This window comes from Nocardiopsis sp. B62 (assembly GCF_018070675.1).
GTDB classification, from domain to species: domain Bacteria; phylum Actinomycetota; class Actinomycetes; order Streptosporangiales; family Streptosporangiaceae; genus Nocardiopsis; species Nocardiopsis prasina.
The window spans coordinates 83,778-100,694 of sequence record NZ_JAGPXK010000013.1; the positions used below are offsets into that span (position 1 = coordinate 83,778).

4 protein-coding genes are annotated in these 16,917 nt (G+C 72.6%); 1 reads left to right on the forward strand and 3 read right to left on the reverse strand.

What is annotated here, in order from left to right:
* Window positions 1-30: 30 nt before the first annotated feature.
* Window positions 31-669 carry a pyridoxamine 5'-phosphate oxidase family protein gene (locus KBX21_RS15860; RefSeq protein ID WP_049576873.1) on the forward strand — a complete coding sequence of 213 codons (639 nt, stop codon included), beginning with the start codon at window positions 31-33 and terminating at the stop codon, window positions 667-669.
* 34 nt (window positions 670-703) lie between these two features.
* Here KBX21_RS15860 and hrpA read toward each other — a convergent pair whose 3' ends face one another.
* The 3 genes from hrpA to KBX21_RS15875 all read right to left on the reverse strand — a co-directional run bounded on the left by hrpA (window position 704) and on the right by KBX21_RS15875 (window position 16,909).
* Window positions 704-4,669 carry an ATP-dependent RNA helicase HrpA gene (hrpA, locus tag KBX21_RS15865; RefSeq protein ID WP_210842364.1) on the reverse strand — a complete coding sequence of 1,322 codons (3,966 nt, stop codon included), beginning with the start codon at window positions 4,667-4,669 and terminating at the stop codon, window positions 704-706.
* Window positions 4,670-4,893: 224 nt separating this feature from the next.
* The gene (locus tag KBX21_RS15870) at window positions 4,894-12,000 is read right to left on the reverse strand and encodes a type I polyketide synthase (RefSeq protein WP_210842365.1); all 7,107 of its coding nucleotides are present in this window, start codon (window positions 11,998-12,000) and stop codon (window positions 4,894-4,896) included.
* 103 nt (window positions 12,001-12,103) lie between these two features.
* A complete protein-coding gene (locus KBX21_RS15875) occupies window positions 12,104-16,909 on the reverse strand; it encodes a type I polyketide synthase (RefSeq protein WP_247665823.1) in 4,806 nt (1,601 codons plus the stop codon).
* Between the last annotated feature and the right edge of the window lie 8 nt (window positions 16,910-16,917).

The following is a 16,917-nucleotide window of genomic DNA, read 5'->3' on the forward strand; positions in this document are numbered from 1 at the left end:
CTCCTCTCACCCCGTCGAAAGCCTTCGTTCATGAGTCAGAGCCATCAGAACCGTACGCCCGGGACCGAGGGAGAACGCCACGTGCAGGCGGTCATGGGCACCGCCGAGCGGGCCGACCGCTTCTACAGTGACCAGATGCTGGACCACCTGAACCCGGTCATGAAGGACTTCATCGCCCGGCAGGAGATGCTGTTCGTCGCCACGGCGGACGCCCGGGGCGAGTGCGACTCCAGCTTCCGGGCCGGTCCGCCCGGGTTCGTGCACGTCATCGACGACCGGACCCTGGTCTACCCGGAGTACCGGGGCAACGGCGTGTTCGCCAGCGCGGGCAACATCCTGGAGAACCCGCACATCGGGCTGATGTTCCTCGACTTCGAGCGGGACCGGATCGGCCTGCACGTGAACGGCCGGGTGAAGATCATGGAGGACGAGACCCTGCGCCCGCACGTCCCGGGCCTGCCCCTGCCCCAGATGCCGGGCCAGCGAGCGCAGATGTGGATGATGGTGCAGGTCGAGGAGGCCTACATCCACTGCCGCAAGCACATCCCCCACCTGCGCCGGGTCGGCGCCGAGGAGTCCTGGGGCACCGACGACGCGCTGCGCAAGGGCGGGGACTACTTCGGCGCCAAGGCGGGAAGGCAGACCCCCGCCGGGACCGGCCCCTGGTAGGGGCCGCCTCCCGGGGGGGGAGCCCGTCCCCTTGCTAGGGCCGCCTGCCCGCGTCCTTGACGGCCTCGATCGCCTTCATGATGCGTTTGTCCGAGACCGGGTAGGCGGTGCGCAGTTCCTGGGCGAAGAGGCTGACCCTGTACTCCTCCAGCATCCAGCGCAGCTCCACCACGTCCGGGTCGTCGGCCCGACCGGCGGGGAGCGCCCCCCGGACCTTGGCGACCGCCTGACGCATCTGCTCGACCTTGGACATGTTGACCTGGTCGCGGCGCGGGTTCTCCGGGAGCTTGCCCAGCCGGTACTCGATGCCGCGCAGGTAGCGGTGCACGTCGTCCAGGCGGGCCAGCCCCGTGCGGGTGACGAACCCGTCGCCGACGAGGTCGCCCAGCTGCCCCTGGACGTCGTTGAGGGACGGCAGGACCGCCAGGGACGTGGTGCCCTTCACCTTCTTGCTGACCTTGCGCCAGAGCACGAGAATGCGGGCGGTCCTGCCCAGGATCTCGGCGAGGGTGTCACCGAGATCGGCACGCACGCGGTCGGCGAGCCGGGCGAAGTCGTCGGCGTTCCACACCGGCCCGCCCTCACGGGTGAGCAGGTGGTCGACGGCGGCGGCCTCGGCGTCCTCCAGCATCTTGCGGATCGACCCGTGCGGGTTGTCCGCCAGGGCGAGCTTGTCCGGGTTGTTCAGGCCCTTGCTCACCGCCGACGCCGGGGACGGGACGGTGAGCATGAGCAGGCGCCGGGTGCCCGCGCGCATGGCGGCGCGCTGCTCGGGCCGGGTGTCGAAGATGCGCACGGCCACGCTCTCGCCCTCGTCGACCAGGGCGGGGTAGCCCTTGACCTTCGGGCCCAGGGCCTTGCGCTCCAGGGTCTGCTCCAGCGGACCGAAGTCCCAGGAGGTGATCCCCTTCCTCTCCACGCCCTTGGCCTCGGTGGCGATCGCCTCGCGCAGGCGGGGCTTGAGCTTGGCGCGCAGCTGTTCGAGGTCCTTGGACTCGGCCAGGGTGCGTTTGCGGTCGTCCACGGCCCTGAAGGTGATGCGCAGGTGGTCGGGCACCCGGTCCAGCTGGAAGTCCTCCGGGCGGATCCGCTCGCCGTGGGCCATCACGGTGAGTTCGGCGGCCAGCGCCTCGGTGAGGGAACCCTCGTAGGGGGTGAGCCCTCCTCTGGCGCGGGCCGCGTTGTCGGGCACGGGGACGAAGTTGCGGCGCAGCGGCTTGGGCAGCGATCGGATCATCGCCGTGATGAGTTCGTCGCGCAGGCCGGGGATCTGCCAGTCGAAGCCGGTGTTCTCGACCTGGTTGAGGAACTTCACCGGGACGTGCGCGGTGACGCCGTCGGAGTCGCTGCCCGGCTCGAACTGGTAGGTGAGCGGGAAGACGAACGCGCCCTGGCGCCACACGTCCGGGTAGTCGTCCTCGCTGACCCCGTCCACACCGTCGTTGATCAGCTCCTCACGGGTGAAGTCGAGCAGCGCGGGCTCGGTGCGTCGGGCCTTCTTCCACCAGGAGTCGAAGTGGGCGGCGGAGACGGCGCTGTCCACTACCCGGCGGTCGTAGAAGTCGAAGAGCGTGTCGTCGTCCACCACGATGTCGCGGCGGCGGGCGCGGTGCTCCAGGTCCTCGACCTCGTCCAGGAGCCTGCGGTTGTCGTGGAAGAACTGGTGCCGGGTCTCCCAGTCGCCCTCGACCAAGGCACGGCGGATGAACAGCTCCCGGGAGAGCTGCGGGTCGATGCTTCCGTAGGACACCTTGCGCTGGACGACGATGGGCACCCCGTAGAGGGTGACGCGCTCGTAGGCCATGACGGCGCCGCGCTTGCGCTCCCAGTGCGGTTCGCTGTAGCCGCGCTTGACGATGTCGGCGCCGAGCTCCTCGGCCCACTCCGGCTCGATCCGGGCGACCATGCGTCCCCAGAGCTTGGAGGTCTCCACGAGTTCGCCGACCATCACGAAGCGGGGCTGCTTCTTGAACAGCGCGGAGCCGGGGAAGATCGCGAACCGCGCCCCCCGGCCGCCCAGGTACTCGTGCTTGTCGGGGTCCTTGAGGCCGACGTGCGAGAGCAGCCCGGCCAGCAGGGACATGTGCACGGAGCGCGGGTCGGCGGCCTCCTCGCGCAGCGGCGGGACCTCGATGTCCATCGTGCGCAGGACCTGCTTGAGCTGGCCGTGGATGTCCTGCCACTCGCGTACCCGCAGGTAGTTGAGGAACTCCTCGCGGCACATCCGGCGGAACTGGTTGCCGGACAGCTCCTGCTGCTTGTCGCGCAGGTGGTTCCACAGGTTGAGGAAGGCCAGGAAGTCCGATTCCTTGTCGGTGAACCGGGCGTGGGCCTGCTGGGCCTGCTGCTGTTTCTCGGTGGGGCGTTCGCGCGGGTCCTGGATGGACAGGGCCGAGGTGATGACCATGACCTCGGCCAGGCAGTCGCGCTTCTCGGCCTCCAGGACCATACGGCCCAGGCGGGGGTCGATGGGCAGCTGGGCGAGGCGGCGGCCGACCGGGGTCAGACGGCGCTGCCGGTTCGTCTCGCCCGCGTTCTCGGGCTGGAGGGCGCCGAGCTCGGACAGCAGGTTGACGCCGTCCTTGATCTGCCGGTGGTCGGGGCCGTCCACGAACGGGAAGGCGGCGACGTCGCCCAGGCCCAGGGCGGCCATCTGGAGGATGACCGAGGCGAGATTGGTGCGCAGGATCTCCGGGTCGGTGTACTCCGGGCGGGAGAGGAAGTCCTCCTCGGAGTACAGGCGGATGCAGATGCCCTCGGACACACGGCCGCAGCGGCCCTTGCGCTGGTTGGCGGAGGCCTGGGAGACGGCCTCGATCGGCAGGCGCTGCACCTTGGTCCGGTGGGAGTACCGGGAGATACGCGCGGTGCCGGGGTCGATCACGTACTTGATGCCGGGGACCGTGAGCGAGGTCTCGGCGACGTTGGTGGCCAGGACGACGCGGCGGCCGCCGTGCCGGGACCACACGCGCTTCTGTTCGGCCACGGACAGGCGCGCGTAGAGGGGCAGGACCTCCAGGCCCCGGATCTTCTTCTTCTCGAGGGCCTCGGCGGTGTCGCGGATCTCCCGCTCCCCGCTGAGGAAGACCAGGACGTCCCCGGCCTCCTCGCGGGAGAGTTCGTCGACGGCCTCCAGGATGGCCTGGGTCTGGTCCTTGTCGGTGCCCGGCCCGGGGTTCTTCTCCTCGGGGTCGAGGATGTCCTCGGAGATGGGCCGGTAGCGGACCTCGACCGGGTAGGTGCGTCCGGAGACCTCGACGATGGGGGCGTCGTCGAAGTGGCGGGAGAACCGTTCGGGGTCGATGGTCGCGGAGGTGATGACGACCTTCAGGTCCGGCCGCTTGGGCAGGAGCTGTTTGAGGTAGCCGAGCAGGAAGTCGATGTTGAGGCTGCGCTCGTGCGCCTCGTCGATGATGAGCGTGTCGTACTGGCGCAGCATGCGGTCGTGCTGGATCTCCGCGAGCAGGATGCCGTCGGTCATCAGTTTGACGAGCGTGCTGTCGTTGGAGGAGTCGGTGAACCGGACCTTGTAGCCGACCGTCTCGCCCAGGGGTGTGCCGATCTCGTCGGCGATGCGCTCGGCGACGGTGCGCGCGGCCAGGCGGCGGGGCTGGGTGTGGCCCACGGTGCCCATGACTCCGCGCCCCAGCTCCAGACAGATCTTGGGCAGCTGGGTGGTCTTTCCGGAACCGGTCTCTCCGGCGACGATGACGACCTGGTTGTCCCGGATGGCGTCGGCGATGTCCTCGCGCCGGGCGCTGACCGGCAGGTCCTCGGGGTAGTTGAGCTCGGGGACGGCCTCGCGGCGCAGGCCCACGCGTAGTTCGGCGCGGTCGATGTCGCCCGCGATCTGGGTGGTCACGGAGGCACGTCGGCGCTCGTCACGGATTCTGGCCAGACCGTCGATACGGCGACGCAGACGGTGCCGGTCGGCGGGCATGAGATCGCGCAACCGGGAACGGAGCTGGTCCGTGGCGGGCGCGGGCGTGGTGGTGCTCATCAGTACCCAAGGTTAGGAGGGCTGGCAACCGGTTTTCCCGGCGGGCACGGTTCTTGACGGTACGGGCCCGTGCCGGAGTGAATCTCTCGGGCGCGCCCTTGGCCCAACGCCCGGAATGTCGGAGTTGTTCCGGGGGTTCGCGCGGTCACGCGCCACCGGTCCGCGCCACCGCCACGGGGCGGGCGGGCACCAGCCGGTGCCCGCCCTCACTCACCCCGTCCGGATCACCCGGCGCCGTCCTCGGAGACGACCCGGTCCACGGCCTCGGCGGTACGCGGCGCCCACTCCTCCATCATGGTGAAGTGGTCACCCGGGACCTCGGTCCGCTCGTGTTCGGTGGGCCACTCCCAGGACAGGCCGAGCTTGTCACCGGCCGCTGTGACCACCGCCTCGGTCGGTCGCACCTGCACCGTCGACCCGCGCCAGTCGGAGGGGCGCCACGAGGCGAACAGGTCGAGGTAGGCGCCCATCGCGGTCAGTCGCGGGGTGTCCAGGAGCTCGAACTCGCTGGCCCGGTCGGTGACGAACTCCGTCACCATCGGCAGGAGTTCGTCGTCCCCGGGCACGACCGTGTCGAGCAGGACCGCCTTCACCGGAGGCGTCCCCCGGCGAGCCAGCTCCTCGGCCACGGCGTGCGCCGTCCAACCACCGGAGGAGCGTCCGACCAGGACGAACGGGCGGCCGTCCGCCGCGGCGAGCGCCTGGTCGGCCTGGGATCGCACGAAGGTCCCCAGGTCGGCGGGGAGCTCCTCGCCCTCCAGGTAGCCCGGTGCCGAGAGCACGTGGACCCGGCGGCGCCCCTGCCAACGGCTGGCGAACCGCGCGAACTCGTGCGGACCGGAGGTCATCACCAGCGAGGGGTGGCAGATGAGGACGGGTTCCTCGGGACCGGACGCCAGGGTTGTGGCGGCGGACGGTGAGGCGCCGGTGAAGACCGCGCGCGTGCGTGAGGCCGCCAGGGCCAGGTCGAGGGCCTCCTTCGGGCGCTGCGCGACACAGGCGTCCAGGAACAGTCCGACCAGGCTGTCGCCGTGGCCGCGGCCCCGGGCCTGATCGCCGCGATCCCCCGGAGCGGATCCACCGGTCGTCTGGCTGGCCTGGCCCAGCTCACGGTCCAGGTGGCGCGCCAGCGCCTCGGGGGTGCTGTGCTGGAACACGAGGGTGGCGGGCAGCCGCAGACCAGTGAGCGACTGGAGGTGGTTGCGCAGTTCCACGGCGGTCAGGGAGTCGAACCCGGACTCGGGGAACTCCTGACGGGCGCCGTACTCCGCGTAGCCCAGGATGTCCGCGGCCCGTTCCCTGGCCAGTCGGGTGATCAGCTCCCGGCGCTCGGCTCCGGGCGGGACCGACCCCAACGAGGGCGCCTGCGCCTCCGCCCGGTCGGGGGCCCGGACCAGTCCACGCAACAGTGACGGAACCGTTCCGTGGGTGACCGCGCGGGTGCGGAGCCCGGCCAGGTCGAGCGGTGAGGGCACCAGGTGCGCCCGGTCCGTGGCGAGGGCGGCGTCCAGGAGGGCGCGTCCCTCGTGTTCGTCGATGCCCTGGACCCCCCAGGTCCGGGACATCCGGTTGGCGCTGACCTCGTTCATCTGCGCGGCCTCCCGGGACTCCGTCAGCCAGCGCCCCCAGGACAGGGACTGGGCGGTGAGTCCACGGTCCCTGCGGTACACCGCCAGAGCGTCCAGGTACGCGTTGGCGGCCGAGTACGCCGCCTGCCCGGCGTTGCCGAACACCGACGCCGCCGAGGAGAACAGGACGAAGGCGTCCAGGTCGAGGTGGGCGGTCAGGCAGTGCAGGTTCCAGGCACCGACGGCCTTGGGGGCCAGGACCCGGGTGACGTTGTCGGCGGTCAGGCCGGTGAAGGTGGCGTCGTCGAGGACCGCCGCCGAGTGCACCACGGCGGTGACGGGAACTTCGGCCAGGAGATCCGCCAGCTGGTCGGCGTCGGCGACGTCGCAGGCCTCGACCCGGACCCGGGCTCCCAGGGAGGTGAGCTCGGTGACGAGGTCTTCGCTGCCCGGGGCCTCGGGACCTCGGCGGCTGACCAGGAGGAGGTCGTCCACTCCGTGCCGCACCACGAGGTGTCGGGCGATCAGGGAGCCGAGCTGACCGCTCGCCCCGGTGATCAGCACCCTTCCACCGGGGCGGAAGCGGGTGGCGAGCTCCAGAACCGCCTTGCCGACGTTGTGACCGCGCTGCATGACCTGCAACGCCTCTGACGCCGCCTCGATCGGGTACCGATGGAGCGGCCCCCGGGGCAGCGTTCCGTCCCTGAGCAGCGGCACCAGCGCGTCGAAGGCCCGCTGGATGCGTTCGGGCCCCGATTCCAGGACGTTGAAGGCCCGGTAGGTCACGCCGCTGGGGACGCCGTCCGCGCCCAGGAGCTCGTTGCGTCCCAGTTCCACGAACCGTCCGCCGGATCCGAGCAGCCGAAGGGAGGCGGGGATGGCCTCCCCCGTGAGGGAGTTGAGAACCACGTCCACGGTGCCGGCGACTCCGCGGAAGCGCTGTTCGAAGTCGAGTTCGCGTGAGTGCGCGATCTCCTCCTCCGCCAGCCCCGAGGAGCGGAGCAGGTCCCACTTGCCGGGGCTCGCCGTGGCCAGGACCCGGGCTCCCAGGTGCCGGGCCAGCCCGAGTGCCGCCTGGCCCACTCCTCCGGCCGCGGAGTGGACGAGCACGGTCTCGCCCGCGCGCAGACCGGCCTCCTCCACGAGCGCGAGGTAGGCCGTCAGGTACACGGCGGGGACGGCGGCCGCCTCCGCGTGGTCCCAGTCGTCGGGAACGGCGGCCAGGTACCGGTGGTCGGCGACCGCGACCGGGCCGAAGGCTCCAGGGAACAGCCCCATCACGCGGTCGCCCGGTCGCAGGCCCCCGGCGTCGCGCCCCGCCTCCAGCACCACACCGGAGCCCTCGTTGCCGATGTCGCCCGGCTCGGGGTACATGCCCACGGCCATCAGGGCGTCCCGGAAGTTCAGTCCGGCCGCGCGGACGGCCACACGGACCTCGTGCGGCGCCAGCGGGCGTTCGGGAACGGGAACGTGGGTGAGCCCGTCGACGATGCCCGAACCGTCGGTGTCCAGACGCCACCCGGGGCTGCGGGCGGGCGGCCGGGTACCGGTCTCGTCCTCGCTACGGCTGCGGGCCAGGCGCGGAGCGTGGAGCCGCCCGTCCCGGGCGGCGAGTCGGGGTTCGCCCGTCCGCAACGCGGCGGAGAGCAGATCGGTGTCGGCCTGGTCGGCGTCCAAGAGCAGGAAACGGCCGGGGTTCTCGGTCTCGGCTGAGGCGATGAGCCCCCACAGTGCGGCGCCGGAGGGATCCGAGGGCAGGTCGGTGTCGCCGGGCAGGCGCACCGCGCCCCGGGTGAGGACGACGAACCTCGTGGCGGCGTAGCGGTCGTCCTCCACCCAGCGGCGCAGGGGGTCGACGGCACCGGTCAACCGTTCGAGGGCTTGTTCGGGGTCGGCACTGGCGTGGTGCCCGGAGCCGAGCACGACCACGGCGGGAGCCTCCGTCCCCTCCTCGGGGCGACGGTCGATCGCCAACGGCGTGCCGGTCGTCGCCGCCCAGGACCCGGGGCTCGGGGCCACGGTCCCGTCGGCGGCGGTGACCTCCTCCCACTCCTGGTGGAAGAGCGCGTCCCGGTCCGGTCGGACGGCCCCTGCGGCTTCGCGCACGGTGAGGGAGTCGACGCTCAGGACGGGTGTGCCGAGGTGGTCGCTCACCAGCACCTCGTAGGTGTCGTCACCGGTCCGGGTGAGCTGCACACGTACCCGGTCGGGGGTGAGGTTCCCGTGCCGCCGCACCCCGCTCCATCCGAAGGGCATGAGCAGCCGGGTCTCGTCCGTGCCCGTCTCCCGCAGGAGCAGTGACTGGAGCCCGGCGTCGAGCAGCACCGGGTGCGGTCCGGTCATGGTGGCGGCGTCGGCGGGCAGGGTCTCCGGTCCGGCCTCCGCCCATGTGCGGGAACCGTCGGTCCGCACCTCGCGCAGGCCCCGGAAGAAGGGTCCGTACTGGACGCCCATGGCTTCGAAGAGCGGGTAGGTGTCGGTGACCGCGAGTGCGGTCGCGTCGGCGCCCGGGGGGACGGAGGCCGGGGCGGGTGCCGTGGTCGCGGGGTCCAGGAGGCCCTCGGCGTGTGTGGTCCACGTCCTACCGTCGGCCGCGGACAGGAGCTGGAAGGCGCGGGTGCCGCGCAGGTCGGGCGGTTCGACGACGACCTGGATCGCAAGCCCCGGTCCGTCGGGGTCCAGTTCCAGGGGGTGGCTCAGGGTGAGTTCGGCGATCTCGGGCCGGTCACACAGGCGCCCGACCCGGAGGAGCAGCTCCACGGTGGCGGTGCCGGGCAGCAGCGCCCGCCCCGACAGCGCGTGCTGGGTCAGCCACGGGGTGCGCGCCGTGTCGAGCCGACCGGTGAAGAGGGTCTGCCCGGTGGCGCCGATCGGTGTCCAGGCGCCGATGAGCGGGTGGTCGGCGGAGCTGAGGCCCACCGAGGAGGGGTCGCCGGTGAGCCGGGGTTCCTCGAGCCAGTACCTCCGTCGTTGGAACGGGTAGGTGGGCAGCTCCACCCTGGTCTCCCCCGCACCGAGGACCGTCCGCCAGTCGACACCGATCCCCTGGCAGTGGGCCTCGGCCAGCGCGGTGAGGAACCTGCCACGGGGCTCCTCGTCTCGTCGAAGGGTGTGGATGAGGGGACTGTCGTCGGCCCCGGCGGCGTCCAGGGTCTGGCGCAGCGGTACCGACAGCACGGGGTGGGCGCCGACCTCGACGAACGCGTGTCCGGTCGGGGCCAGGCGCCTGATCACCGGTTCGAGGACCACGCCGTGGCGCAGGTTCCGGTACCAGTACCCGGCGTCCAGGGTGGTCCCTTCCACGGGCTCGCCCGGCGGAACGTACCCCGGCGTCCAGGTGGTCGAGGGGGCGACGGTGGAGTGGAAGGGCACGGTGCCCGCGCGGGGTCGGAGGTCGGCCAGTGCGGTCAGCATCTCCTCCTCCACCCGGTCCATCAGGAAGCAGTGGGAGGTGTAGTCGACCGGAATGCGGCGGACGAAGGTCCCCTCCTCCGCACGGGCGGCCACGAAGGCGTCGACCGCCTCGATCGAGCCCGCGACCGTGCAGGTCTCGGGCCCGTTGGCCCCCGCGACGGACAGGCGGTCCTCCGTCCCGCCGATCAGGCTCGCGGCCCGGTCGGCGTTGAGCCCGACCACGGCGATGCCGCCCTCTCCGGCGACCCTGGCCAGCGCTCGGCTGCGGGCCACGACCACGCGGGCGCCGTCCTCCAGGGTGAGGATTCCGGCCACGCAGGCGGCGGCCACCTCCCCCTGTGACTGGCCGACCACCGCGGAGGGCTCGACTCCGGCCGAGCGCCAGAGGCGCGCCAGGGACACCAGGAACGCCCACAGGACCGGCTGCACGACATCGGCCCGGACGTTGTCGCCCGTGAACGCCGGAGCGCCGGGCTCCTCGAGCAGGACCGAGGACAGGGACCAGTCGACGAGGGGGGCCAGGGCGCGTTCGCACTCGTCCACGGACGCGGCGAAGACCGGGGAGTCGGTCATGAGGGCACGGGCCATACCCGACCACTGGCTGCCCTGGCCGGGGAACACGAAGACCGGGTCCTCGGTGCGTCCGGACCGCCGGGTCGTGCCGGTGACCGTCGCCTCCGAGTCCCCTCCCTCGGCCAGGACCCGCAGCCCTTCGGTCAGTTCACCGGTGTCGGAAGCGCCGACGACGACCCCGCGTCGGGCGAACCGGGCACGGGTGGTGGCCAGGGCCCGGGCGACGTCGTCCGGGTGCCGCTCGGTGTCATCGGTGACGTGGGCGGCCAGGCGCTCCGCCTGCGCCCGGAGGGCGGGTTCGTCCCGCGCGGACAGCAACCAGGCGGTCCGCCCCCGGATCAACGGCCCGGTGGCTCCCGGATCCTGCGTCCCCTCGGCGGCGTCGCCTCCTTCGCCCGGGGCGGGCGCCTCCTCCAGGACGATGTGGGCATTGGTTCCGCTGATGCCGAAGGACGACACCCCCGCCCGGCGCACGCGTTCGCCCCGCGGCCAGTCCCGTGCCGCGGTGAGCGGGCGCACTCCACCCGAAGCCCAGTCGACCAGCGGTGTCGGCTCATCGGCGTAGAGGGTTGCGGGCAGCCGTCCGCGGTGCAGGGACAGCACCGTCTTGATGATCCCGACGGCCCCCGCCGCCCCCTGGGTGTGGCCGAGGTTCGACTTGACCGATCCCAGCCACAGCGGGTCCTGACCGGGCCTGGGTCCGAAGACGTCCAGCAGGGCGTCGGCCTCGATGGGGTCGCCGAGCCTGGTGGCGGTACCGTGCGCCTCGACCGCGTCGATGTCGTCGGGCACGACCCCGGCGTCGGCGAGAGCGGCCCGGACGACCCGGGTCTGCGCGGGACCGTTGGGTGCGGTCAGTCCGCTTGAGGCGCCGTCCTGGTTGACCGCCCCGCCCCGGATCACGGCCAGGACGGGGTGTCCGTGGCGCTGGGCGTCCGAGAGCCGTTCCAGGACGAGGGCGGCGGCACCCTCGGCGAACCCGGTGCCGTCGGCCCCGGCCCCGAAGGCCCTGCAACGCCCGTCCGGTGAGAGCACTCCCTGTCGTGCGGACTCGGCGAAGAGCGACGGTCCGGACATCACGGTGGCCCCGCCCGCCAGGGCCAGCCCGCACTCGCCCCGGCGCAGGGAGCGCACCGCCAGCAGCACGGAGGTCAGCGAGGAGGAGCAGGCGGTGTCCACGGTCAGGGCCGGGCCGCGCAGCCCCAGGGTGTAGGCGATCCGTCCCGAGACGACGCTCGCCGCGGTGCCGGTCATGAGGTAGCCCTCGGCGCCGTCCGGTACGGGGACGCGGCCCGAGGTCGTGGTCCGGGCGTAGTCCGTGCTGCTGACGCCGGTGAAGACGCCCGTGCTGGTCTCGGCCAGGCTGTGGGGGTCGATCCCCGCGCGTTCGAGGGACTCCCAGGTCACCTCCAGCATGAGCCGCTGCTGGGGGTCCATCGCCTCGGCCTCACGCGGCGAGATGCCGAAGAAGGCGGCGTCGAACCCGGCCGCGTCGTCGAGGAAGCCTCCGCCCGAGGACATGCCCGGGCGGCCACGCATGTCCTCCACGTCCCAGCCCCGGTCACCGGGGAGGTCGCCGATGGCGTCGCTCCCGCTGTCGAGCAGGTCCCAGAGCGCCTCCGGGCTGTGCACCCCTCCGGGCAGCCGACACCCCATACCCACCACGGCGATGGGTTCGTTGTCACGCTCCCTGAGTCGCGTGAGCTCGGCTCGGGTGCGCCGAAGGTCCGTCGTGACCCGTTTGAGGTAGTCGAGGACCTGTGCGTCGTCAGTCATGGTGGTGCCTTGCCGATTCGCGTCGCGGCAGTGAGTGCCGGGATGGTCTGGGGTGGTGGGGATGAGTCGTCGACCGGGTGCGACGGCCGTGCGCTGGCCGGGATCAGTCGGTCAGGGTCCTGTCGATGAGTGCGAAGAGCTCCTCCCGCGAGGCCGACTCCAGGTCGGCTCCGCCGGTGTCCCCTCCGGGTCGGCCCGACGCCCCCGGTGCGAGCCGTTCCAGCAGTTCGCGAAGCCGGTCCGCGACCCGGTCGCTGCCGGTCGTCTCGTACTCGTCGAGCGCGGCGGTGAGCCCGTCGAGGCGTTCGAGGACCACCTGTTCCGCGCTGCCGAACATTCGTTCCTCCACGTGGCTGGCGAGCGCGGCGCAGGTCGGGTGGTCGAAGGCGACCGCCGATGGCAGACGCGCCCCCGTGGACGCGGTGAGCCGGTTGCGCAGCTCGACCGCCGTGACCGAGTCCATACCCAGGTCCTTCAGGCCCCGGTCCGCGGGGACCGCGTCACCGGACTCGTAGCCGAGGACGGCCGCCACGTGGTCGCTCACGTGCTCCATGAGCGCGCGGACGCGGTCGGTGCGGCCCAGTCCGACCAGGCGGCCCCGCAGGTCCGCGCCGTTCGCCTCCCGGACGGCGCCGTCCCGCGTGCCGGGGGTGGCTCCGGTGGCGGTGGCCGCGGAGGGCTCCGGCCCGGGATCGAGGTCGGTGATCAGGGGGCTGGGCCGGTTCGCGGTGAGGGCCACCCGGAACCGGGGCCAGTCGATGTCGGCAACGGTGAGCGCGGTCAAATCGTGGTCGAGGACCCCGCCCAGGCTCTCCAGTGCCAACTCCGGCTTCATGGTGGGAAGCCCGTGTCGGCGCAGGAGCCCGGCGACGGCCTCGCGGCCGGCCATGCCGGCTCCCTCCCAGGCACCCCACGCGATCGAGGTCGCGGGCAGCCCCAGGGACCTGCGGTGGTGGGCGAGGGACTCACAGAAGACGTTGCCGGGCGCGTAGTTGCCCTGACCGGTCACGCCGAAGACGGCTCCCACCGAGGAGAACAGCACGAAGGCGGACAGGTCCAGCCCCTTGGAAAGCTCGTGCAGATGCACGGCTCCGTCCGCTTTGGCGCCCAGGACGCGGGCGATGCCCTGCGGGGAGAGGTCGGCCACGGGAGCGTCGTCCAGATCCGCGGCGGTGTGGAAGACCGCCGTGAGGGGCAGGTGCGCAGGTACTCCACCCAGGACGTCGGCGAGCTGGGAGCGGTCACTGACGTCACAGGCGGTCAGGGTGACCCGCGCACCGGCCGCGCGCAGCTCGGCCGCGAGTTCTCCGGCTCCCGGGGCGTCGGGCCCACGGCGGCTGAGCAGAAGGAGGTGCTCGGCTCCCCTCGCCGCGAGCCAGCGGGCGGTGTGGGCGCCGAGGCCGCCGGTTCCGCCGGTCACCAGTACGGTGCCCGAGGGCCGCCAGTCGCGGGTCCCCTCGCCCTCGACGGCCACTCGCGCGAGCCGTCGGGCGAGCACCTTCGTTCCGTGGATCGCCAGCTGGTCCTCGCCGTGCGCGGTCTCACCTGTCAGAACGGCGGCGAGCGCGGCCCCGCTGCGCGGGTCCTCGCGATCGGTGAGGTCGACCAGCCCGCCCCACCGGTCCGTGTGCTCCTGGGCCGCCACGCGGCCGAACCCCCACACCAGTGCCGCGGCGGGGTCGCTCACGTCCGATCCGCTGTTGACCGCGCCGCTGGTCAGGCACCACAGGGGCGCGTCGACACCCGTGTCGAGCAGGGCCTGGAGGACGAGGACCGCGTCCCGGTGGGCGGGTGCGGTGGAGGGGGGCAGGACCTCGTCGGGGTCCGTGTCCAGGGAGGTGGTCAGCAGGACGCCGGCGATCGGCCCCGCGCCGTCACGGGCGGCGCCGACCAGCGCCGCCACGGCCTCGCGGTCGGCGTCGCGGGGAAGGCCCAGAACACGGTGGCCGTGACCGCGCGCCTCCAGGGCTCCGACGCACTCCTGGAGGGCGGATCCGAGACGGGAGCCGATCAGCAGCCAGGTCCCCCGCTCCCCTGCCCCGGGGGTGACGGTGGACGTCGCGGCCTTCGCCGGGACGGTCATCCACTCCTCGCGGTAGGTCCATCCGTCACTGCGACCCGGAGCCGCCGTGGTCCGGGACGGCACCGATTCGGGACCCGGACGCCAGTAGCGCTGTCGTTGGAAGGCGTACGTGGGCAGGGCGACCCGGGTGGTGTTCCGATCGAACAGCGGAGTCCAGTCGAGGTCGAGCCCGTGGACGTGGGCCTGCCCGAGCGACGTCAGGAACCGGACCGGTCCGCCCTCGTCACGGCGCAGGGTCCCCAACGCCACGGCGTCGCGGGCCTGTGCCTCCTCCAGCGTGTCCTGGATCGCCGGAGTCAGCACCGGGTGCGGTCCGACCTCCACGAACACGTCGTGGCCGGCGGCGGCCAGGGCGCGGGTGGCCTCGGCGAACCGCACGGGTTGGCGCAGTCCCTGGAACCAGTACGCCGCGTCCAGCGGCCGCCCGTCCAGGACCCCACCGGTCAGGGTGGAGTAGAAGGGGATCATCGGACGTTCGGGGGTGACGCCCACGAGTTCCGTCGTGATGCGGTCCGCGAGCGCGTCCACCGCCGACGAGTGGGACGCGTAGTCGACGGCGATCATCCTGGCGCGGAGGTCGGCGGCCTCACACTCCTCGACCACCCGCGCCACCGCGTCGGGTTCACCCGCGACGACCGTGTTCGACGGGCCGTTGACCGCGGCAACGGTGACGCGGCCCGAGAAGGGCGCGAGGCGCTCGCGCACGTCCTGTTCGGAACTGGCGATCGAGGCCATCGCACCGGAACCGGCCAGGTCGAGCACCGCCGCACTGCGCAGGGCCACCACCTTCGCGGCGTCGTCCAGGGTCAGGGCTCCCGCGATGTGCGCGGCGGCGACCTCCCCCTGGGAGTGCCCGACCACGGCGGCCGGAGTGAGGCCGTGGGCCATCCACAGACGCGCCAGTGACACCATGACCGCCCACAGGGCCGGCTGGACCACGTCGACGCGTTCCAGGGAGGGAGCGCCCGTCCGGCCGCGCAACACGTCGGTGAGTTTCCACCCGACATGGGGTTCCAGGGCTCGCTCGCAGGCGGCGATGTGCGCCGCGAAGACATCCGAGGAGTCGAGGAGCTCGACCGCCATGCCCTCCCACTGGCCGCCCTGACCGGGGAAGACCAGCACGGGGCGGCGATCGGGCCGGGCCCGGCCCGTGGCCGTGGTCGCGCCCGGCGTCCCCGTCTCCAGGGAGGACAGCGCCGCCAGGAGTGCCTCGCGGTCACGGCCGACCGCCACCGCCCGGTGTTCCAGCCCCGACCGGGTGGCGACCAGGGACAGCCCGACGTCGGCGGGAGTGAGCCCGGGTCGGTGCTCCACGTGTTCGCGCAACCGCTGCGCCTGCGCGGCGAGCGCCTCGGGGCTCCGGGCGGACAGCGTCCAGGCGGCGGCGCCGGTCACCGACGAGGTGGCCGGACGGGTCTCCTCCGGAACGTCCTGCGCCGGTGTGCCCGACTCGGGCTCGGGGGCCTGCTCCAGGATCAGGTGCGCGTTGGTTCCGCTCATCCCGAAGGAGGACACGGCGGCCCGGCGCGGCCGGTCGGCGTCCGACCACGGTCGCGAGTCGTGGAGCAGCCGGACCCCGCCGTCCCACTCGACGTGGGTACTGGGATCCTTCGCGTGCAGGGTGGGGGGCATGACGCCGCGGCGCAGCGCCTCGACCGTCTTGACCACCCCGGCCACCCCGGCGGCGGCCTGCGGGTGCCCGATGTTGGACTTGAGCGAGCCGAGCCAGAGGGGGCGGTCCTCGACGCGCCCGCGGCCGTAGGCGTCGATCAGCGCCTGGGCCTCGATCGGGTCGCCCAGGGGCGTCCCGGTTCCGTGGGCCTCGACCATGTCGACGTCGGCGGCGTTCAGACCGGCGTCAGCCAGGGCCCGGCCGATCACACGGACCTGGGAGGGCCCGTTGGGCGCCGTGAGTCCGTTCGAGGCGCCGTCCTGGTTGACCGCACCGCCCCGGACCACGGCCAGGACGTCGTGCCCGTGGCGGCGCGCGTCGGACAGGCGCTCCAGGACGACCATCCCCGCGCCCTCGGAGAACGCGGCGCCGTCGGCGTCCCGGGCGAAGGCCTTGCAGCGGCCGTCGGGGGACACTCCCCGCAGTCGGGTGAACTCGGTGAGGGTGCCGGGCCCGGACATGACCGTGGCACCCCCCGCCAGGGCCAGAGAGCAGTCGCCGTCGCGCAGGGCCCGCACGGCGAGGTGGAGCGCGACGAGCGAGGAGGAGCACGCGGTGTCGACGGTCAGTGCGGGGCCGACCAGTCCGAGGCAGTAGGAGATACGGCCCGAGGCGACACTGGCCGAGATCCCGGTCAGGGTGACGCCGTCCGGGTTCACCGCGTGCACCGGCGGCCCGTACTCCTGGTGCGCCAACCCGACGTAGACGCCCGTGTCACTGCCCGCCAGGGAGGTCGGTGGGATGCCCGCGCGTTCGAGTGTCTCCCAGGCCAGTTCCAGCAGGAGCCGCTGCTGGGGTTCCATGGCCTCGGCCTCGCGCGGCGAGATACCGAAGAAGGCCGGGTCGAAGTCGAAGGCGTCGCGGAGGAAGGAACCCCGGTCCATGGCGACGCGCCGCTCGTCGTCCGGTCCGTCGAACAACCCCGAGAGGTCCCACCCCCGGTCCTCCGGGAACGCACCACGCGTCTCATGGCCCTCGGAGACCAGGTCCCACAGCTGCTCGGGGGTGTCCACCCCTCCGGGGAGCCGGCACCCCGTCGCCACGATCGCGATCGGTTCCGGCTCGGATCGGCGGTCCAGCTCGGCGCGAAGACGCGAGTTCTCCTTCATCGCGCTCCGGAGAGCCGTCACCAGACGTTCGTCTTCACTGCTCAACTCAAGCC

Excerpts from the sequence above, each read along its gene's own strand:
- KBX21_RS15860 (WP_049576873.1), top strand. The coding sequence starts at position 31 with ATGAGTCAGAGCCATCAGAACCGTACGCCCGGGACCGAGGGAGAACGC.
- hrpA (WP_210842364.1), bottom strand. The coding sequence starts at position 4,669 with ATGAGCACCACCACGCCCGCGCCCGCCACGGACCAGCTCCGTTCCCGG.
- KBX21_RS15870 (WP_210842365.1), bottom strand. The coding sequence starts at position 12,000 with ATGACTGACGACGCACAGGTCCTCGACTACCTCAAACGGGTCACGACG.